The sequence below is a fragment of the Pseudarthrobacter sp. C1 genome (assembly GCF_034720455.1).
Taxonomy (GTDB): domain Bacteria; phylum Actinomycetota; class Actinomycetes; order Actinomycetales; family Micrococcaceae; genus Arthrobacter.
Map to the genome: position 1 here is coordinate 285,365 of NZ_JAYESK010000003.1, position 20,793 is coordinate 306,157.

Annotated in this window: 17 protein-coding genes; 14 read left to right on the forward strand and 3 right to left on the reverse strand. The window is 61.7% G+C overall.

All coding sequences use genetic code 11. The features are described 5' to 3' along the window. Positions 1–11: 11 nt before the first annotated feature. From U7114_RS06460 to U7114_RS06470, 3 genes are read right to left on the reverse strand one after another with little or no spacing between them, the layout of a single operon-like run. Positions 12–1,910, reverse strand: coding sequence for a DUF4012 domain-containing protein (locus tag U7114_RS06460; protein ID WP_323056844.1), 1,899 nt, complete (start codon positions 1,908–1,910; stop codon positions 12–14). A gap of 36 nt (positions 1,911–1,946) precedes the next feature. Then, entirely contained in the window at positions 1,947–3,392 is a 1,446-nt protein-coding gene (locus U7114_RS06465; protein WP_323056845.1) for a sugar transferase, read from the reverse strand. A gap of 39 nt (positions 3,393–3,431) precedes the next feature. Further along, the gene (locus U7114_RS06470) at positions 3,432–4,886 is read right to left on the reverse strand and encodes a polysaccharide biosynthesis tyrosine autokinase (RefSeq protein WP_323056846.1); all 1,455 of its coding nucleotides are present in this window, start codon (positions 4,884–4,886) and stop codon (positions 3,432–3,434) included. Positions 4,887–5,192: 306 nt separating this feature from the next. Here U7114_RS06470 and U7114_RS06475 point away from each other — a divergent pair, with 306 nt between their 5' ends. The 14 genes from U7114_RS06475 (at position 5,193) to U7114_RS06540 (ending at position 20,699) form a co-directional block, all read left to right on the forward strand. Beyond that, positions 5,193–6,131 carry a glycosyltransferase family 2 protein gene (locus U7114_RS06475; protein WP_323056847.1) on the forward strand — a complete coding sequence of 313 codons (939 nt, stop codon included), beginning with the start codon at positions 5,193–5,195 and terminating at the stop codon, positions 6,129–6,131. After that, positions 6,128–7,141, forward strand: a complete 1,014-nt coding sequence (locus tag U7114_RS06480) for a CgeB family protein (RefSeq protein ID WP_323056848.1) — start codon at positions 6,128–6,130, stop codon at positions 7,139–7,141. Before U7114_RS06475 ends, U7114_RS06480 begins: the two co-directional genes overlap by 4 nt. Next, the gene (locus tag U7114_RS06485; protein ID WP_323056849.1) at positions 7,132–8,175 is read left to right on the forward strand and encodes an RNA-binding protein; all 1,044 of its coding nucleotides are present in this window, start codon (positions 7,132–7,134) and stop codon (positions 8,173–8,175) included. The genes U7114_RS06480 and U7114_RS06485 overlap by 10 nt, the downstream gene beginning before the upstream one ends. Then, positions 8,172–8,885, forward strand: a complete 714-nt coding sequence (locus U7114_RS06490; protein ID WP_323056850.1) for an acylneuraminate cytidylyltransferase family protein — start codon at positions 8,172–8,174, stop codon at positions 8,883–8,885. The genes U7114_RS06485 and U7114_RS06490 overlap by 4 nt, the downstream gene beginning before the upstream one ends. Further along, on the forward strand, positions 8,882–11,125 hold the full coding sequence (locus U7114_RS06495; RefSeq protein WP_323056851.1) for an N-acetylneuraminate synthase family protein: 2,244 nt from the start codon (positions 8,882–8,884) through the stop codon (positions 11,123–11,125). Before U7114_RS06490 ends, U7114_RS06495 begins: the two co-directional genes overlap by 4 nt. Beyond that, a complete protein-coding gene (locus U7114_RS06500; protein ID WP_323056852.1) occupies positions 11,116–12,225 on the forward strand; it encodes a glycosyltransferase family 4 protein in 1,110 nt (369 codons plus the stop codon). Before U7114_RS06495 ends, U7114_RS06500 begins: the two co-directional genes overlap by 10 nt. Then, complete coding sequence (locus U7114_RS06505; protein WP_323056853.1) at positions 12,222–13,418, forward strand: O-antigen ligase family protein; 1,197 nt, start codon at positions 12,222–12,224, stop codon at positions 13,416–13,418. Before U7114_RS06500 ends, U7114_RS06505 begins: the two co-directional genes overlap by 4 nt. Next, entirely contained in the window at positions 13,415–14,473 is a 1,059-nt protein-coding gene (locus U7114_RS06510) for a glycosyltransferase family 4 protein (RefSeq protein ID WP_323056854.1), read from the forward strand. The genes U7114_RS06505 and U7114_RS06510 overlap by 4 nt, the downstream gene beginning before the upstream one ends. Then, complete coding sequence (locus U7114_RS06515) at positions 14,470–15,420, forward strand: glycosyltransferase family 2 protein (protein ID WP_323056855.1); 951 nt, start codon at positions 14,470–14,472, stop codon at positions 15,418–15,420. The genes U7114_RS06510 and U7114_RS06515 overlap by 4 nt, the downstream gene beginning before the upstream one ends. Positions 15,421–15,460: 40 nt before the next feature. Further along, on the forward strand, positions 15,461–16,630 hold the full coding sequence (locus U7114_RS06520) for a glycosyltransferase (RefSeq protein WP_323056856.1): 1,170 nt from the start codon (positions 15,461–15,463) through the stop codon (positions 16,628–16,630). Between the two features lie 5 nt (positions 16,631–16,635). Beyond that, a complete protein-coding gene (locus U7114_RS06525) occupies positions 16,636–16,809 on the forward strand; it encodes a hypothetical protein (protein WP_323056857.1) in 174 nt (57 codons plus the stop codon). Then, positions 16,806–17,750 (forward strand): glycosyltransferase family 2 protein, encoded by a 945-nt coding sequence (locus U7114_RS06530; protein ID WP_323056858.1) that lies wholly within the window; start codon positions 16,806–16,808, stop codon positions 17,748–17,750. Before U7114_RS06525 ends, U7114_RS06530 begins: the two co-directional genes overlap by 4 nt. A gap of 340 nt (positions 17,751–18,090) precedes the next feature. Continuing rightward, positions 18,091–18,612, forward strand: coding sequence for an alpha-1,2-fucosyltransferase (locus tag U7114_RS06535; RefSeq protein ID WP_323057008.1), 522 nt, complete (start codon positions 18,091–18,093; stop codon positions 18,610–18,612). Between the two features lie 527 nt (positions 18,613–19,139). Further along, on the forward strand, positions 19,140–20,699 hold the full coding sequence (locus U7114_RS06540; RefSeq protein WP_323056859.1) for an ABC transporter ATP-binding protein: 1,560 nt from the start codon (positions 19,140–19,142) through the stop codon (positions 20,697–20,699). The last annotated feature ends 94 nt before the right edge of the window (positions 20,700–20,793 follow it).

Consider the following 20,793-nt stretch of genomic DNA (forward strand, 5'->3'; position numbering starts at 1 on the left):
TCGCAGGACCGCTAAGGGGCCGGGCATGATTCCGCCCTTACGGGAGGCCGGACCACATCCTCCACGGGCTGGATGGTCGGTGTGACATTGAGATCAAGGTCACTTTGCGCGGCCACCCGGGAAAAATCGATCTCCACGGTTTCAGTCTCGCCCGGCCCGATTTCAGCGGTTAGAACCGCAACCGGCCTCTGGTCCTGCCGGAAGGAGGACACCTGCGCAGCGTCGCCGCCCAACCTGGCTTTCTCCAAGAGGGATCTGCCAGGGCCGTACGCAACGACGTTGGTCCGTACGCGCCCGGCATCCACCCCAAAAACGCCCTGGCCGGTGACATATTTCGGCAGCGACCCGGCGGCGTCCGCGGGGGCAGCATTCGTCAAGGTCACACGCAGCGTCACGGCCGATCCGCCGTCGGGCATGCATGCCTGTACCAACTGCGCTGTCCGCCGCACGTAGTAGTCCATCTTTGCGCCGGTGCTGTCGTTGAAATACAGGCCAAAGGAGTCCCGTTCCTGCGCGGACCCGGCAATCATGCCGGATACCGCGGTTGTGCTGATGGCCCGCTGCTCGTCAGGCCGCGCGGACCAGACGTACAGCCGGTTCTGTTCCGAGCTCCGGACCAGTTCCTCGACCAGCCTCTTGCCGTCGCCCTGACCATCGGCAACGGCGGTGAACACCTCACTGGCCATGAGGGCGAAGTAGTCGTCCTGCAATCCGGGGTCCGGCAAGGCGGCGTAGGAATCGGACAAGAGCGTTTTCACCGCGTTCTCTGCCGTCAGAGTGGCCGGAAGCACTGTGGGCTTTACCAGCGCCAGCATCGCGGGGTCCTTCAAGGCAACAGGGCCCGTGGCGCGCAGTACATTTGCCAGCACCACGGGGTCCAGGGCAATGACCCCGTCAATTTTGACGCCCGGGTTTCTCTTCTCCCACATGCTCCTGGCAGTGGACGCTGCGGTGGGAAAATCCGGGGTCAGGTTAACGTTCTGCAACTGGGTTCCCAGCCGGGTTGTGAAGATCCGCTCCTGGTCCTCAGGGACGTCCAGGGGCGGATCAAAGACACCGACGTCGCCCGCGCTTGCCTGGCCGGCGAGCTTAATGGTGCCCCTGTCAGCACTGATGACGGCCACGGCGCCGGGGATACCGCCGGTGGCCCGCACCTCGGCACTGTTTTGAATGAGGATGAGGTAATTCCGCGGTCCGTCCATGCCGAGCATGGGCGGCAGGACTTTGGCGGTGGCCGCGGCGGCGTTGAGTGCGCCGCGGGCCTCATTAAGGGGCGTTATGGCTTGGCCGAGGGGACCGGCGATTTGGGGCAGGAGGGCCGATTGGTCGATGGCCGTCAAACGTTCATAGGAGAGCTGGACTGTCCTCGCGGCTGTCCCGAGTGCGGGGGAGGCGTCGCGAAGGGCTGCAGCGTCGATCTTCCCACCTTTCGGCGCGAGGTCCTCCCACGCGGTCGAACCGAACACGCTGACCAGCGGCGCAACAGCTCCCTGGACGACGTCGTCCGCGGACTTGGTAACAGCGGTCACCGCTGAGAAATTGGCACCAATCCGGGGGACCGACGACGCTGCCTTCCACAGCGGGTCGGTTCCGGCTTCGCGGGCTGCTGTTGCGTGATCCTGCAGTTCTTCAAGGACGGCTTTTCCGCCTTCCACGTCACCGGCCAGGAGTTTTTGTTCGACGGCGGGAAGAAGGACAGCGGTTGCCTCGAGATGGGTCTTGACCTGGTCCGCGCGGTGGGCGAGCCAGGCCGCGCAGGCTCCGGCCGTCAAAGCAATAATGCCCATTGCGAGTGCCAGCCGTAGCAGTCGCCTGCGCAGCCTTCGCCGGGCGTGGCTCCGACTTTTCTTCCGGACCTTCATGGGCTGGCCCGCATGCTGCTGTGCCTCGGCGGTTTCGGTTCCTGTCACGCGGCAAACCCTTCCTGTTGTGGCGCGGCGCCGCGGCTAATAGGCGCCATGGCGGCTTACCACTGCGCGGAAGGTTCGCAGCAGGATGGAGATATCGCCGGACACGGACCAGTTTTCGACATAGTAAAGATCCAGGCGCACAGTGTCTTCCCAGGAAAGAAGGGACCGGCCGCTCACCTGCCACAGCCCGGTAAGTCCGGGCCGCACCAGCAGGCGCCTGTGCACATGGTTCTCGTACTGCTCAACCTCGGACGGCAGCGGGGGGCGTGGTCCAACAAGGCTCATGGAGCCGCTGAGGACGTTGAACAGCTGGGGAAGCTCATCCAGGCTGTAGCGGCGGATGAAACGGCCCACCCTGGTGACCCGCGGATCATCCTTGATCTTGAACAAAACTCCGCTGCCCTGGTTCAGGAGCTGAAGGTCGCGCACTTTGCTCTCTGCATCCACCTCCATGGACCGGAACTTGAGCATGTGGAACGTCATGCCTTGGGTTCCCACCCGCTCCTGCCGGAAAAGCACGGGGCCCGGACTGTCAAAGCGGACCACAAGGGCCAGCACCACAAGCAAAGGGGACAGCACCAGAATCAGCGCGCCCGCCCCGGCGACGTCAAAAGCGCGCTTCACGAACCGCTGGGCGGGCGCCAGGTTAGGGGTGGAAACGTGAATGAGCGGCAGCCCGGCAACCGGCTGCGTATGGATGCGCGGACCGGCAACATCCGTCAGGGCAGGAGCCATGATCATGCGGACATCCATATCAGCCAGTGCCCAGCCGAGGGCGCGGATTGCCCGGGGCTGAAGGTTGACGCCGCCGGACAGGGCCACTGCGTCGGGCTTGAACTCCCTGATGGTGCTGGCAATGCTTTCCGGGTCCGTCGCGTGGCCGAGTGTGGGAAGGTTCAAATCCGCGGCAACAGTCGTTCCCTCCGGGCTGCCCGGCAGGTACGTGGCGGCAGGAACATAACCGGCCATGGGCTGGAGGGCCAGGGAGCGGGCAAGATGCTCCGCGCTGCCGGGGCCACCAATGATGAGCACCCTGGACATGCTCTTTCCGGCATGGCGTTCAAGCTGCAGGAACTGACGGATCAGGTACCGGGACATGAGCAGGATGCCCAGCCCGGCAGGGAGCGCGATTCCGACGTAGCCGCGCGCTGTGTCGAACTGGAAGGTGTAGGAAACAATTGCGATTATTCCGAACAGCCACAGAGAGGAACTGACTACCCTTTTGTACTCCTCAGTCCCGTGGCCCAGAATGCGAGAATCCCTGGTACCCCAGGCCGAAAGCATGAGCCACCAGCTGCAGGCCAGGACGAGGGATATTGAAATATAGGGCATTCCCTCTTTGCTGATGATGCTGCCGCTATCCGGGCTGCCGAATCGAAAGACCAGGGCGCCCAGCGTAGCCCAGAGCACCGCAGCGGCATCCGTCACGGCCAAGCGCCGGGCGTAACGGGACTGCCAATGAGGGTCTTCACGCAAGGCCATAAGCACCTCTCGTAGGAATGGTGAGACGGGTCCTAGCGGTCAGCGGGCGGCATGGTCATGCGGCGGCTCAACAGAATCGAATGCGGACGGACGCGGCTTTCTCCTATCCGCCGGCTTCTTCTTTCCCTTTTTTGCCTTGGGTTGGTCCGTTTCATAGCTGTAATAGCTGTACGCATACGCATCCGGACCCTTAACCGGCAGGAAATTAAGCACCACGCCCAATACATCGGCGTCGACCATGTCCAAGGCATTCAGGGACTTTTCGAGATCGGGGAGCTTCACGCGGGAGGACCCGACCATCAGGACGACGCCACCCACATGCTGCGCCAGCACGGCTGCGTCCGTGACGGGAAGCAGCGGGGGCGCGTCGATGATGACTGCATCAAAATCCTGCTCCAGCCGAAGAATCAAATTCTTCATGGCTTCCGTTCCCAGCAGTTCGCTGGGGTTGTGCGGCGTCTGCCCCGCCGTCAGCACATAAAGTTCGTCCTGGCCCCAATGCTGCAGCAGCTCACTCAAATCCGCTTTGCCAAGGAGGGCGGTGGTCAGGCCCGCGTTCTTTTCAAGTCCTAGGTACTCTCCCACCCGGGACCGCCTCAAGTCGGCGTCCACCAACGCTACGGACTGCCCGCCTTGTGCCACGGCGATGGCAAGGTTGATGGCGGTTGTGCTTTTGCCTTCTCCAGGAAGCGACGACGTCACCAAGACGGCCTTGGAACCGTGGCTAACGTGGGCGAACTGCAGGTTGGTCCTTATCTGGCGGAACGACTCTGCCCGTGTGCCCTGGGACGGAGCCTGGGTGAGGAGAGGCTTTTTGGTGGCGTCGGCGTCGAACGCGATTCCTCCCAGAACGGGCGCATCGGTGACCCTTTGCAGGTCAGTCTCGCCACGCACCTTCGTGTCAAGGACGTTCCGAAGGAGGGCCAGGCCCGTGCCAAGGGCCAGTCCGATTGCCCCGCCGAGGGCAATGTTAAGCCGGTTGTTCGGGGCGGACGGCTCAGCCGGCGGCGAGGCCGGGGTGACAACCGAAAGCCGGACCGGCGAGGATCCTGTGCCGTTGGTCGGTTTTTCGAGTTCATCGATCACTTCGATGAGGCTCTCACCGACTGCCTGGGCAATCGCCGCGGCCTGCACCGCTGAACTGTCGGTGGCAACTATCGAAATGATCACTGTGTTCGGCCCGGCGCTGGCTGTCACTTTGCCCACCAGTTCACCCACTGGCTTTCCCAAGCTTTCAGCCGCAGGCTCCAAAACCGCAGGTGTCATGGCGGCTTCGACGTAGGACTGGACACGCGCCTGGATAAAGGTATTTCCCTGCTGCAGGTCACCCACCGATCCGGAGCTTTGGGTGGCCAGGAAAAGCTTTGTCTGGGCCGTATAGGTGGGTTTGATGCTGAGCGTGTAGGCCGTGGCGGCAACCAGCCCAAGAACCGTGAAGGCCACCACCATAATCCAATTGCGACGCAGGATTCGCAGATAGGTGCTTAGCTCCACGGGTGAAACCTTTCTGACCTTCGAAAAAGACTTCCCCTTGAAGGGGCAAGTTCTTTGATTCTATACACGCAATCCCTCGGGTCGGGTCCCCACAGGCAAGATAAAAAGTAGGCTTGTCAACTTTTAAAACTGAATATCAACAGCATGGTCATTAAAATTCTGTCCGTAGTATGTTGGAAGTGCAGGTGTTGTTGGGGCCGGTAAATCCCACGTCGGAACGTCTCATCCGGCGGACCCACAACACGGGCAAACAGCAGGGGGAAATGATGGTTGTTCTTTGCGGTTCCACCGAAAGCGGCACGGACCATGAGTGAAGAGCCCATGACCCCTGTCACCGTCGTCGTTCCCCACTATGGAGACCCCCAGCCTGCGGTTGGCCTTGTCAAAGCCCTCCAAATGCAGGAAGGCGCCGGGCCTTTGCAGCTGGTGGTCGTCGATGACTGCTCCCCGGTTCCCTTTCCTGACAGTGCAGGCGCGGCAGTTGTGCGCAGGCCAGTGAACGGGGGATTCGGCTCCGCGGTTAACTCGGGTGCCGCCCTGGCTGAGCACCCCCTGCTGCTCATCCTGAACAGCGACCTTGAGATCAGTCCCACTTTCGTTGCGGATCTCCTTCGCGCCGCCGCACCCTGGCAGCCAGCCGTGGCGAGTCCCCAGGTCCTGGGGCATAACGGCGTGCCGCAGTGGGTGGGCAGGCATTTCCCCGCAGTGCGGCACCAGGTCATTGAGTGGCTCACGCCGCTTGCGCGCTGGCGCCATTTACCCCTCCTGCACGAAATGGTGGGGCACGATACGCGCTGCGTGGACGGCGCGGTTGTTCCCGTTGACTGGGTCATGGGGGCCGCAATGCTGCTACCCACAGGCGAATTCCGGGCCGTTGGCGGCTTCGACGAAGAATTCTTCATGAACTCGGAGGAAGTTGACCTGCAACGCCGCCTCCGTGACCGCGGTGTTCCATCCGTCTTCATTGGAACGGTCGCCGTCACGCATGAAGGCGGGGGGTCTTCGGATTCCACCAGGCGCCGCCAGTGGCTGGTGGATTCCCGGAAGCTCTACGCAGAGAAGTGGGGGAGCCCCCGGACACTGCGGGCAGGCCTGGCTGCCGCCACTGTGGTGAATCTTGCGGTCAATACAGTGCGCCGCCTGGCCGGCACTCCGGTGAGGCCGATGGAAGTTGCGCGCACAGAGTGGCACCTCCTTCAGGACAGCCAGCTGGACGGGCCCACAATGGACCAGGCCGTCCGATGACCCGGAAGCCTAAACTCCTGCTCATCAGCCCGTCTTTTCATGGGTACCACGAATCCATCGGACGGGCCTTCAGCGATGCCGGCTACAACGTGACCATCCACCGCTACGATGCCTTCGACGGTGTGCGGGCGAAGCTTCGCAACAAACTGGTGCACGAGCTTCCGGCCAAGGTGGGCCTGGACGGCAGCGCCTCAGCGGAGCGGTGGCTTACGGAGCGGACACTGCGGGTCCTCCGGGAATTACGTCCGGACCGTCTGGTCGTTATCAAGGGTGACATCCTGGGCCCGTCGTTTTGGGCCGAGGTGGACACCCTCGCAGTCCCCCGGATCCTGTGGCTCTACGATGACCTTTCCCGCCACCGCTTCAGCATGGATTTCCTCCGGCGGATCGGCCCCGTGGCCAGCTACAGCCGAGAGGAAGCCGCGAGATTGCGTTCCGACGGAGTCAACGCCGCGTTCCTGCCGAATGCTTTTGATCCCCACCTGGCGGAGCGGGCAGGCAAGCGCAGGGATGAAGTGGTCTTCGTGGGGTCGAAGTACCCCAACCGCGTCGCCCTGCTGTCGGGCCTGGTCAAGGCCGGTGTTCCCGTCCGGGCCTACGGCCGGCAGTGGTCCCATCATCCTTTTGACCGGCTCCGCACGTGGGAGTTGTCACGCCCGGACATTCCGGCCGAACGGGACATCCCCCTGTCCGAGGCGTACCGGGTCCAGGCCGCAGCCGCGGCAGCGATCAACATCCATGGACTGCAGTCCGGCCTGGCAATGCGGACGTTTGAGGTGCCGGGAATGGGAGGCCTGCAGCTGGTTGACCGCCCCGATGTTTCCGAGTTCTACGACGTCGGCACTGAGTCTCTCGTCTTCTCGTCTTTGGAAGAGCTGAAGGAACACTCCGAAAGGGCGCGGTCTGACCAGCGCTGGGCTGAACGTATCCGGGAGGCCGGGCGGCGGCGGTCCCTCGCGGAGCACACCTTCGCGCACCGGATTGCAGTGCTGGAGGAATTGTGGGACTGAACATTGCCCTCGACCTTGATCAATGGCGCAAGTGGCAGCATGGCCGGCATCCATTGAGGAAGCTCAGGGCAGCGCTGCGCCCGGCTCCCGATTCCGGCTTTGCCGTTGCCGTCCGCGGAGACGTCCCAGTTGTTTTGGTAGCGCTCGACGCCGACACCCCCACCCAGCGCATGTCACTTTTGGAGCCGCTGAAGGCGCTGGGAGACATGCCTGCGGCAGTGCTTGCTCCGGCGGGCCTTCCCGGACTCCGCCAGATACTGCCGGGAGGGCCGTGGCGCGAGGAACCGGTGCGGAACATGCAGCTTCCCGGGCAGCTCCGGCAGCTTTCCGCCGTCCTCGCAGTGGGCCATTACCTTCCTGCAGGCGCTTTGGCCCATGCGTGGTCCCGGCAGCTTGGTGTGAAGTTCGATGTTGTCCAGCACGGACTCATGACGCCACACGCCCCGCCGCTGCCGCAAGATGCGCACCTGCTCGCGTTCAGTGACGCCGACGCCGAATTCTGGCAGTCGGGACGCGGCGACGTCACCTGGGATGTGGTCGGTTCGCAGCTGCTGTGGACGGCCGGGGCGCAAGGCGCCGAGCGGGCGGACGGGGCCAGCCGCCCGGTGTTTCTTGGCCAGTTGCACGGCGCCGAACTTCCGCGCTCCGGATTTGCGCGAGCCGCCACGCAGTTCTGCACCGCAACCGGAGCCGAATACCGGCCCCATCCGTCCGAGACGGACAAGCTCTCGCGGCTGCAGCACGCCCTCTGGGAGCGGCGGGGCGTGAAGATTGACCGGTCCGGAATCCCGCTCGCGGCGCTGAATGCTCCAGTCGCGTCCGTCTTCTCTACAGGTGTTCTCGAAGCCGCAGCACGTGGCATCCCCGCGTGGGTCACCTATCCCTCACCTCCCACCTGGCTGGAGGAGTTCTGGGGACGGTACGGCATGTCCCGTTGGGGAACTGAACCGACACCCGCTCCCGCCCGCCCGGATCTGGAACCGGCCCGCGCTATTGCCGCAATCATCAGCAACCAAGTGAGGGAAGTTTCGTGAATATCCTGTGTGTGATTCCGGTCCGCGGCGGCTCCAAGGGGATTCCCCGTAAGAATATCCGCGACTTGGCAGGCAAGCCGCTGGTCAGCTGGACCATTGAGCAGGCGCTGGCAGCGGACTGCGGACTGGACGTCCTGGTGTCCACCGATGACTGCGAGATCGCGGAAGTGGCCCTGCAGGCCGGCGCCGACGTGCCGTTCCTGCGGCCGGAGGAACTCGCACGGGATGAAACAGCAACGGAACCCGTGGTGCAGCACGCCATCGAATACCGCACAGCGCAGGGCAGGGAACCGGACGCCGTCATGCTGCTGCAGGCAACCTCGCCCATCCGCCATCCCGGCACCCTTGACCGCGCCGTTGCGCAATTCCTTGACTCGCGCGTGGACTCGCTGGTCGGCGTCGTGCCCCAAACCCCGTTCCTCTGGACGGCAGGGGACCCGCCCAAGGCCCAATACGCCGTCGACCGCCGGCCCCGCCGCCAGGACCTGGCCGAGGAGGACTACCGGTACAGGGAAACAGGTTCCCTCTACCTGACCCGCACGGAGATTTACCGCAAGTTCTCCAACCGGCTCGGCGGACGCATAGGTCTCTTCGTCATGGAGGAGGCGGAAGGCGTGGACATAGACACCGAACTGGATTTCACCACCGTGGAGCAGCAGATGCTCGGATCCAGGCAGATGCAGGGGACAGAAAAGGAAGCCCGCAGATGATCATTGAACGCAATACGCTGCCATACATCGTCTTCTCCGAAGATCCTGTGCTCACCGGCCTGCAAAAGATCACGGCTAACCAGGAACGCATCGTCTTCTGCGTGGACGAGCACGGCGTGCTCCAAGGGTCGCTGTCCGACGGCGACTTCCGCCGGTGGATCGTCGAAAACCCTGCTGAAGGACTGAACGTCAGCTGCCTGGCCGTCGCAAACCGCGCCGTCCGCAGCGCAAGCCACACCACCAGCCCGGCAGACCTGGCCGTGCTGATGCCCCGCAATGTCAGCCACCTTCCCCTGGTGGACGCGCGCGGGCACCTGCGTGCCATCGCCGTTGACCGGGCTGATGAAATGCGCATCGGCCGGCACCACATCGGACCAGGCCACCCCGCCTTCCTCATCGCCGAAATCGGGAACAACCACAACGGTTCGGTGGATCTGGCCAAGCGGCTGGTGGACCTCGCCCAGGAGGCCGGAGCCGATGCCGTGAAGTTCCAGCTCCGGGACATGAAGTCGCTCTACCGCCAGTCCAGCGGCAGCTCCGCCGGCGAGGACCTGGGCACGCAATACACGCTGGATCTCCTCTCCCGGTTCTCACTGGACGCTGCTGACCTGTTCAAGGTCTTTGACCACTGCCGGGACCAGGGCATTGATGTGCTCTGCACGCCCTGGGACATTGCCAGCGCCCAGTCGCTGGTTGATTACGGGCTACCGGCGCTCAAGATCGCATCCGCGGACCTTACCAATCACGAGCTCCTGCGGAACGTGGCTGACCGCGGCGTCCCGCTGATCGCCAGCACGGGGATGTCCCGGGAAGACGAGATCCGGGAGAGCGCTGCTTTGCTGCGTTCGGCAGGCGCCGCGTTCGCCCTGCTGCACACGCAATCGACGTACCCCGCGCCCTTCAAGGACGTGAACCTTGCGTACCTGGACCGCTTGGCAGAGATCGGCCAGTGCATCGTTGGGTACTCGGGCCATGAGCGCGGCTACCACGTGCCCATTGCCGCCGTCGCCCGCGGGGCAAGGATCATCGAGAAGCACTTCACGGTTGACACCACCATGGAAGGCAACGACCACACGGTCTCCCTCCTTCCCGAAGAGTTCGCCCGGATGGTCACCCGGATCCGGGAGGTGGAGGAGTCCATCGGCGGCAAGTCGCCGCGCACCGTCTCCCCGGGCGAGATGATGAACCGCATTAACCTGGCCAAATCGCTCGTGGCTGCCCGTCCCATCGCCAAGGGGCAGGTGATCGGCAGCGCCGACGTCGACGTCAAGAGCCCCGGGCGCGGCCTGCAGCCCAATGCCCTGCCGCTGCTGCTGGGCAGGACCGCGCCAAGGGATGTGGCCGAAGGGGACTTTTTCTACGAGGGCGACCTCCGGGACCACGCACCGAAGGGGAGAGACTTTGACTTCCGCCGCCCGTGGGGGCTGCCGGTCAGGTATCACGACCACGAGACGCTGATCAAGGACTGCTCGCCCGACTTCCTGGAGTTCCACTTTTCCTACAAGGACCTGGAGATCGACCCCGACTCCGTGTTCACGGCGCCGCTGGATATGGGCTTCACCACCCACCTGCCGGACCTTTTCGCGGGCGACTTCCTGGTTGACCTGGCCTCGGAGGATGGCGCGCACTGGGAGCGGTCCATTGCCGAAGTTCAGCGGACCATTGACATCACCCGCTCGCTGACCCGCTGGTTCAAGCAGGAGGACGAACCCATCATGGTGGTGACCATGGGCGGGTTCACCAAGGACAGGCACATTCCGGCGCAGGAACGGGCACGGAAGTACGCGCGCGTGGCTCAGGCCCTGCAACGGCTGGACACCGACGGCGTCCGGATTGCGGCCCAGACCCTGCCGCCCTATCCCTGGCTTATGGGCGGACAGCAATTCCACAACCTATTCCTTGACCCACACGACACCGCCGAGTTCGCGGCACAAACGGGCACCAGACTTTGCCTGGACGTCTCGCACACCAAGCTGGCCGCGAACTTCCTGGGCATGCCCTTTTCCGAGGCCGTTGAAGCTCTCGCCCCGCACACCATCCACCTGCACATGGTTGACGCCACGGGCGTGGACGGCGAGGGCGTGCAGGTAGGCGAGGGCGAGGTGGACTTCGCGTCCCTGGCAAAGCAACTGGACAGGCTGAGCCCTGAAGCCGGTTTCATCCCCGAGATCTGGCAGGGGCACGTCAACGACGGTGCCGCATTCTGGACCGCTCTGGAACGGCTCGAGGCATGGTACTGAGCGGGACGGCAACGACGACGGCGCACCCCACCGCGCTGTGGGTTGTTCCTGTGGCGGACCTCGGGGGCGTGGCCCGTCATGTCCTTGACGTCGCCAGGGCCGGGCTGCCGGGGTGGCGCCTGGTGGTCCTCTGCCCGGAAGGCCCGCTTGCCGGCCTGCTGAGGGAAGGCGGCACCGCCGTCGTCACCGGGCCGTTCGGCCCGGCGGCCGGCTTCCGCGCATCACTGCGGACCATGGGGCGGACTGTGCGAACCCTGCGGCCGGCCGTTGTGCACAGCCATCTCTCCTATGCGGACGTGGTGGCTGCGTGTGCTTTGGCGGGGGACAGGCGTACCCGGCTGGTCACCACCGAACACGGGATCGCTGCCGACGACCTCGTGTACCACGGGTCGGTTGCCAAGTCCCGGGCTAAGGCGGCGATGCACGCGCTGCGCCTACGCCGGGCCGACGGGATTATTGCCGTTTCTCAAGCGACGCGCCGGACCATGGAGGCGAAATGGAGCCCGGCCAAGTTCATTACTGTCATACCGAACGGCGTGGACCGCTCCGCCGGCGGAGGATCCGCTGACGCCTTCTTCATGCCGGCGGCGGTGGGGCCGCGCGTGCTTTCCCTCTCCCGGCTCTCTCCGGAAAAACGCCTCCCGGACCTGCTGAATGCCTTCGCGAAACTGCATGCGGACCTCCCCGGGGCCACCCTGACCGTGGCAGGCGAAGGGCCCCTGCGCGGCGAACTCCAAGAGCTTGCCGGGCAGCTCGGCATTGGGCAGGCCGTCCGGTTTCCGGGTTTCCTCGACGCGGGCGAAGCAATGGCCGCGGCCGACGTCCTGGTACAGCTCTCCGTCTGGGAAAACTGCTCCTACACCCTGCTGGACGCTGTCAACGCGGGCCTTGGCGTGGTGGCGACCCCCGTTGGGGGCAACCCGGAAATCCTGCCCCGTGAGTGCCTGGTGGAGGCCGGGGACGTGGACGGCATTGTGGAGGCGGTCAAGCGGCAGGTCTCCGATGCGGAGCAGCGGCCGCAGCTAGATCCACGGTGGCCGGACATTACCGCCATGGCCGCCTCCATTGCCCGGAAGTATGCGGAGGCAGGCCGGACATGAAACAGGCATCCGCACTCGCTGAACCCCGGACCGCCGCAGGTGCACCAACAGCACCGTTTGTGGTGCTGATGTTTTCCGCGGTGTTCCTGGATGCCATAAACGTGCCCGGCCTTGGCGTGCCGGCGAACTCGATTGCCATGGGACTTGTAGTGCTGTTCGCGGTTTTTGCGCCGTATCGGGGCCCGAAAATGGCCGTTACCCTCGCGCCGCTGGTTGTTGCCGTGCCAGTGTGGCTCTTCCTCACCTCACTGCTCAACGGTGATGTCGACATGCGGAGAATCCTTAACATCTCCCTCTTCGCAGCCGTAATTCTCGCAGTCGCCTCAGGCCGACTGAACCGCGTCGCGATCGGGCGGGGGCTGGCGACAGGTTTGGCGGCGGGAATCGTCTGGGGTGCCGTTACGCTGCCGCGCAGCTCTTACATCGGGCGGATGACGGGTCCTTTTGGCGATCCTAATGCCGGCGGATTCCTGATTGCTGTGTGCGCCGCGTTGGCCATCCCGGCCCTCACCAAAAAATGGCAGCGTGTTGGGCTGATCGCCGTTTGCCTCGGCGGTGTGTACTTGACCGAATCCAGGACCACCATGCTTGCGGTGGCGATCATGGCCGTCTGGGTGGTCCTTGGCCGATACGGGTCGCGCTGGCTGGGGCTAACCACAGTGGGCCTGTTGATGTGGTGGGTGAGCACCATCCCGCAGGATTCATTCGCCACAGGTGCCTTTGCGGACCGGGCAGGAAGCGATGCCTTGCGGGCACGCATTTTTGCCCTGGAGGTTGTGGATGTGGCCCGGAATCCGTTGATTGGAAACGGGGCGGGCACTGCCCGAGTCGATGTAGATGGTCTGACGTTTTTCTACCACAGCTCCTACCTCGCGATCCGTGCCGAGGCAGGGTGGGTGGGTTTCGTGATCATCACGGTGCTGCTGGGGCTGGCCTTCGTTGCCCTGATCCGCCTTCCCCGCACCCAACGCAACACGTGGTACGAGGCAGCCCTTCTCGGCGTGGCGGTCTGTGCGCTGAACCTGGGCGAGGTGCTGCTGACTCTTCCCACGGCGATCGCGCTAGGGCTCGCGATGCAGCATGTGGCAGCCCAGCGGCGCCCGGCCGAGCCATCGCCGCGGTCTCCGCGGAGCAACAGGACGCGGAGGGCACCGGTGCCGCCCTCACGCCGGAAGTGGAGGATAGCCGCATGAAGGCGACACCGATAGTACTTGTCACAAACAATGGGGACGTCGGCGGTGGCGAGGTGATGCTTCTGGCGCTGGCCAAGCAGGCCACGAAGCTCGGAATCCCTGTCGTGGTGGTGGGTCCCGCGGTGCCGTCGACACTCGTGGATGCATCCCGCGCCGCCGGTCATCGCACAGTGGTGCTGCCGGTCTCAGGCCGGGCCGGATACATGGCTGCGCTGCGGCGCTGGAGGCTGAGCCACCCGGGGGGCCTGCTGTGGTGCAACGGGCTGGTGCCGGCCGTCGCCACCGCCCTGATGGGCCACCGGGTTGTCCATCTTCACCAGCTGCCGCGGGGCGTGCAGTCCCTCCTCGTGGGGCTTGCACGAAGACGCGCGGTGGCGACACTTGTTCCGTCCCGGTCGATGGCTGCGCGCCTTGCGGGCTCGCATGTCCTGGAGAACTGGGTGGAAGAGGTCCGCCCCGTGGCCCAGCAGCCCCGGGAAGGAACCGTTCGCCTCGGCTTTCTCGGCCGGCCCTCTCTTGAAAAAGGCGTGGGCGTTCTTGCCGCAGCGCTGCAGAAGCTCGACCGGCGGGCCCCTGGAAGATACCGGCTAGTGCTTGCGGGAGAACCCCGATTTACCTCGGAAGCCGCCCAGCGCGAGCTGGAGCAGGCGTTGCTACCCGTAAATCATTTGATAGACCGCCCAGGGTGGATGGCGCCTGAGGAATTTTTTGGCTCGATCGACCTCATGGTGTGCCCGTCGCTGGTATCGGAAAGTTTCGGTCTCGTTGTGGCAGAGGCCATGTGCGCGCGTATCCCGTTTGTCATAAGTGATGCGGGAGCCCTGCCTGAAGTCGCCGGTCCGGAACACCCGTGGGTTGCTCCGGCAGGGGATGCGGAGCTATTGGCCGAGGCCATCAGAGGAGCGGTGGATGGCAACAAAGGCGACTTCGCGGAAAAGGCCTATGAACGCTGGCTGTCGCGCTATTCGCCCATTGCCGGAGGGGAACGCCTTGAAGCGCTGCTGAAACTGTGGGGTATTGCACCAAGCTCTTCCTTTTCAGGAGGAAAATCATGAATTCCCAGGTGGGAGCATCCATCGTTGTACCTTCCCGTGGCGGGGCACTTCGCCTGCCGGTCCTGCTCTCAGCGCTGGCGCGGCAGGACTCGAATGACTTCGAGGTGATTGTCGTTGTGGACGGCGACATCGACAACAGCGCAGGCACGCTCCAACGCTTGGCTGCAGAGCATCCCGGCATGGCATTGCGGACTATTGTCTTTCCCAAGAACCGAGGCAGGGCAGCTGCCTTGAATGCCGGGGCGGCGGCCGCGTCAGGGCGGGTCCTCATTCGGTCTGATGACGACCTTGAACCCAGCGCGGACTACGTCCGGAACCACGTGGCAGAGCACCAAGGAGATCCTGTAGGCGTTATAGGTCTGTACCGTAACGTTTTCCCGGAAACCGCATATGCACGCGTCTACGGCCGAGCGTCTGACGAGCGTTTCCGGTCCGATGCCCTGGCAATCAACCCGAACCAGCAGTGGCGGTACTGGGCCGGCAACGTCTCTGTACTGAGGGAAGTTCACGAACGGCTGGGCGGCTATGACGAGCGGTACCGCGCTTACGGCTGGGAGGATGTCGATTACGGCTATCGCCTTAAGCAAACGGGTATTCCTGTTCGCATCCAACCCTCACTGACCACGGCACACCACGTGGCGGCAACGACGACAGGCATCAGGGCTACACGCGCCCTCCACTCAGGGGCAGCGAGGGAGATCTTCGTAGCCAAGCATGGTTCTGAGCCGCTAACCGCGGTCCCGCATAGCCCAGGCCTCTGGTCAGCTCTGGTGGCTGCGGCCAGCATGATCACGAACGAGCGGACCATCAAGGTGGGTGGGTCAGCCATCGATGCCGCCGCCGCTATTCTTCCTAGGCCGCTCGCAGAAAAGCTTGTGGCGCTGGCGGTGGAATCAGCCGGGAGGGCCGGAGTAGTCCATCCCCAGCGCGCCAGAACGCATTTCTGATCACACGCTATAACGAGCTTGAACCAGGGAGAGGTGACCAGTGAATATCGAAATAGACCGGGCATCGCGTGCAAATGTGCCGTCCGCGAAGCCGAGACCCAAAATTGCGATAGCACATGACTACCTCACCCAGCGGGGTGGAGCCGAACGCGTGGTACTGGCCATGCTCAGCGCCTTTCCCGAGGCAACGATTTACACGACGCTGTATCACCCGGATGACACCTACGCGGAGTTCCGGTCCGCCAGAATTGTGACTTCTCCCCTCAACCGGGTCCCACTATTCCGGCGTGACCACAGGCTGGCACTGGCTTTGCTTCCGCACGCTTCGTCGATGCTTAGGATCCCTGCCGACATCGTCGTCGTGTCCAGCACCGGCTGGGCCCACGGCTTCCACATGCCAGGCAAGGTATTCGTGTACTGCCATTCGCCCGCCCGTTGGCTCTACCTGACAGAACAGTACCTGGGACGCCCGGCTTGGCAGTCCCCGGTGGGCTGGGCCTTGACTGCCCTGAAACCCTTCCTCCGCTGGTGGGACGGCCGCGCCGCAAGGAGGGCGGACAAGTATGTGGCAAACTCCACCGTGGTCCAGCAGCGGCTCAAGGACGTTTACGGTATTGAGGCTGAGGTCTTCCATCCGCCCCACAGTGTCGACATCAGCGGCGAACGCACCCCCGTGCCCGGCGTCGAGGGCTTCGTTGGACAGGGCGGCCACTTTCTCCTAGTGTCCCGTCTGCTGCCCTACAAAAACGTCGGCCAGGCGATCGAGGCGTTCCGTGATCTGGACGAGCGCCTCCTGATAATCGGTGCCGGACCTTTAGCGGATCCATTAAGGGCGTCCTGTCCCGCGAATGTAAAAATCGTCTCGGGACTGACTGACGCGCATATGCGATGGGCCTATTCCCTTTGTTGCGCCGTGATAGCACCCTCCTACGAGGATTTTGGCATAACTCCCTTGGAGGCCGGGGCCTGGGGAAAGCCGACGATTGCTCTACGGGACGGAGGTTATCTGGATACGATCGTTGAAGGGGTGACGGGCGAATTCATAGAAAGTCCCGGTTCTGCCCGCATACGCAAGGCCGTAGAGTCCTTCAGTCCCGACCGTTGGAATCCGGAAGTCATCCGAAAGCATGTGGAAAAGTTCTCCGAAGCGCGCTTCCGTGAGCGTCTCCGCCGCGAAATCATCGAATTTGGAAATGGTGGAGAGGAGTGAGTTGCATGGCAACGAAACCCGGATCCCTTATTGAGACGCTCCGCCGCCAGGGCTATGCGGTAGAAGAAGACGGAAGGTCTGTGTTGGCGCGAGGAACCGCGGCGCCACTCATAGTCAAGGACGCGGCTGAATTGTTGTGTTGGTTCAGCTTTACCAAGAAAGTTGAGGAATTGCAATGAATTACTTCCGCGGAAACATTGCATATGTTGACCTACGAGGTTACGTAGGGCATTACAGCAATTCAGCCAGACGTTCGATTAAGAAAACGGTGGCTCGAAACTTCGTATTTCCTTCAAACTTCAAAAGCCTTAGAAGCGAGTCGGTTTGGGGCATCTCCATGGTTCGCGACGAGGAAGACGTCATAGAAGAGGTCATACGACATCAGTTAGGACAGGGGATTTCGCCGATATTGATCGCGGATAACAACTCGGTGGATAGCACGCCGCGTATCTTGGCACGTCTTGCGGAAGAGCTTCCGGTTTTTATCGTTCAGGACTCGCTGCGTGCCTATCATCAAGACGAAAAAATGACAGCACTGTCGCGTGCAGCTTTTGATCATGGCGCGAAGTGGATCGTGCCCTTTGATGCCGACGAAATGTGGTTTGCAGAAGAATCAACGGTTGCCGATTTTCTGACAAATTCCGACCTTTCCATTGTTAGAGCTGCCATGTACAACATATATCCAACTGGAGCAAAATCTATTGGTAGCATGGACCTAAGTGAGCAGCCTATGGCAAAGGTGGCCTTCCGAGCCAGCCGTTTCGCGCTGCTCGGGATAGGAAATCATAGAGTCGTACGATCGGGAAAGCTAGGGACCGGTCTTTATGTAGCTCATTATCCGTGGCGGAACGTTGAGCAATTGCAGCGCAAAGTACGGCAAGGGCGGGAGGCTCTGGAGGCAGCCGCACTTGCCGGCAATATGGGTTCGCACTGGCGGGCGTTGGCAGATCTGACTGACCGGGATGTACAGAGACTGTGGTCATTCATTGAAACTCAGACCCCCCACCCAGTCCTTGAGGACAAGTTTCTCGGGCCCTTTGTCGATGTTGACCCCCGGCATTGGAGCACGTGGCAGGGACCGCGCGCGGACCAGCAAGACGCTGGATCTAAACATGCATAGCCTTGACGAGACCTTGAAGTCCCGGTTACTTAGCCTCTTGAGAAGGGGGCCCGGTGAAGTGGATTGGGTTCCTTCGGGCCTGGGTTTTGGTAATCACTTGTACATGTGGCTCTATGCTTGGAGGCGGCAGCAGGCGGGTATAACGTCCCGAATCCTGCTGCATGACTCGATGAGATCGTGGATTGATGCATTCCCTCGATTAGCGCCCCTTACGGTGGAACGCCAGCATGTAAGACTTACAGATCGTCGGATAATTGTCTGGGGTCAGGAATTTGGAGTCGACTTCACCAAGGATGAATTATCCGGCTTTATTAGTAGTTGTCTGTTTGAGTCCCAAGCGATGCAGTCTGCTCTCGCGGATGCTCGCGTGAGTTTGCCACGGTACTCAGTTGTGGTAAATGTGAGAAGGGGCGACTACTACAGCGTGCCGCGTTTTCATCGAAATTATGGAATGGATATCAAATCATATGTCCAATCCGCCTTATCCGAGGCCGCTGCTCTCTCTAATTTTCAGCATGTGCGCATTGTTTCGGATGATCCTCAGTGGTGCAGGGAGAACTTACGGCAACTTGAACACTATGGTTCGGTAGATTTCGGTCCCGACCATCGAACCCCAATGTCAGATCTGGCCGTACTTTCCACAGCAGACACGCTCGTTCTCGCCAATTCAACATTCTCCTACTGGGGGGCATATATCAACGGGTTCCTCCACAGAAACGAACAAAGCCAAATCTGGGCGCCCAGGTTTCATGCTCGCTTTCATAATCATGGCAATGCTTGGCAATTAGATCCGCAGTGGAATGTAATTGAAAGCCTGCCGGGAGGGTGGGCTTCCCCGGAAGCGGCCAAGACTGAATCTTGAGAATTGGTCGCTGGTATCTTATTCTTCCTGACCTGGCTCATCGAGTTAGTGCCTGAACTTTTTACACTGTGGATAGTTTCGACGATGGGCTCTGCGGCGACGTTGGAGGCGAATCTCATGTGATGCTGTGGGTGGTGATGGCCGCTGACCCGACAGTCCACACGGTTGCGTAGTGCCAATCAGATGGCGAGCGAATATGAAGCGGTGAGGATCAGCGCGATGATATAGGCTTGTGCCCGGATGATGCCGGTCAATTGTCTCCGTTCGACTAACCAGTGCAGAAGTAAATGGGGGACTTCTTGTTATCTGAACTACGAGTCATTCGCACACTCATTCACGGACCCGTTAGAGGTTGGGTAGCAGCGGCCATCTTGGGCTCCTGTTTATTGGCAGGGTTGGACACGCTGGGTGTGGCAGCCACGTTGCCCCTGATGCAACTTGTTACCGGTGCTGATCCGACACAAGGAGCCCTTGGCACAGTCTCGGCGATCGTAGGGACCGAGGACTCCAGGACGTTGATATTCACCGTGGCCATTGCTGTCGGCATGTCATTCGCACTGAAGAGTCTTGTGACCATAGCGTTTCGATGGTGGCTGCTGGGACATGCAACGCGACTGGAGGCGGAAGCCGCTACTGATCTCATGAGGCGCTATGTACTGGCGCCGTTCTGGGTACATAGACAGCGCGAGTTATCAGTAATCCATAGAAATATTTCGTCTGCCGTTGCTCAAGCCTTCAACCAAGTAGTGCTTGGACTTATCGGCGTGATCGCCGATGTCTTGACCTTGCTTGCGATTGGGCTCGTCCTATTCGTTGTCTCACCGCTTACGACCACCTTTGCAATTGTTCTTTTCAGCCTTCTTGGGTGGTTGGTTCAGCGAGCGCTGAAAGCGAGGCACACTCAGGTCGGGCGAGCTATTGCGCAGGCTGACCTCGATGCGTGGACGGCCTTGATGCCCGGTCTAAATGGCTTTCGCGAGGCTCGCCTCTCGTCCAGCGCCGAGCTGTTCGTTGGCCGCTTCGGTAAGGCCAAGAACGAAAGGGCATACGCTAGTCGTCTGTCGTCTCTTGTGTCGGAAGTGCCGAAATACATACTGGAAATCGGCTTCGTCGTGGGAATCGCCGGGATGGCAATCGTCCTTTTTGCCACTGAAACACCTGAAGCGGCCCTGTCCATCTTAGGCGTTTTCGCAGCCGCTGCTACGAGACTTCTGCCGACGCTGAACAGGGTCGTAGCAACGGTGGGGGTAATACGTGCCGGTCGCATTGGACTTGGGATTTTAGCAAGGGAGGTCGAGGCTCTCGATTCTGCCGGCTACCACTCCGAGGCCAGAACCTCGGACGAATCCTTTTCCGGAGACTTGGAACTGGATGCGGTTACTTACAGATATCACGATTCTGAGTCTTATGTCCTGCACGGCATTTCTACTACGCTAACGAAAGGACGCACCACGGCATTTGTGGGATCCAGCGGTGCTGGAAAGAGTACTTTGCTCGACATTATCCTGGGCCTCCTGGAGCCTACCTCCGGTAGCGTCCGATGTGGAGGAAGGAATATCACGGACGATCTTCCTAGCTGGTACAGGGGCCTCGGAGTGGTACCCCAAGACGTCTACCTGCTTGACGACAGCGTGCTAAATAACATTACGTTTGGGCAGCCCGCGGATGAAGTGGACTCCGCTCGGCTTTCCGAAGCGATAGCCTTGGCCGAACTGACATCGCTGATTGCCGATATGCCTGAGGGTCTGGATACCCGTCTCGGTGAGAGGGGAGTAAGGCTATCGGGCGGACAAAGGCAACGGATCGGAATTGCGAGAGCACTTTATCGTCGCCCCGATATCTTAATTTTAGATGAGGCGACATCATCATTGGATAACGCCACAGAGCGAAGGATCTCCGACACGATAGAATCTCTAAGCGGCAGCATGACAATCATCCTTGTGGCTCATCGACTTTCGACCGTTAAGAATGCTGACAAAGTCGTTTTCCTGTCCCACGGCCGTATCGAGGCAGAAGGTACATTCGATGAAGTCCAGCACAAGAGCGTGGAATTTGCAGATCTGGTTGCGCTCGGAAAACTCGGATGAATGCAGGAGGAACGCAGTCGGACGCTAGATTATTGCCGTGTGCGACGTGTTTCGGGGCGTTTCGGCGTTTCCCTGATTGCAAGGGGAAAGGTCT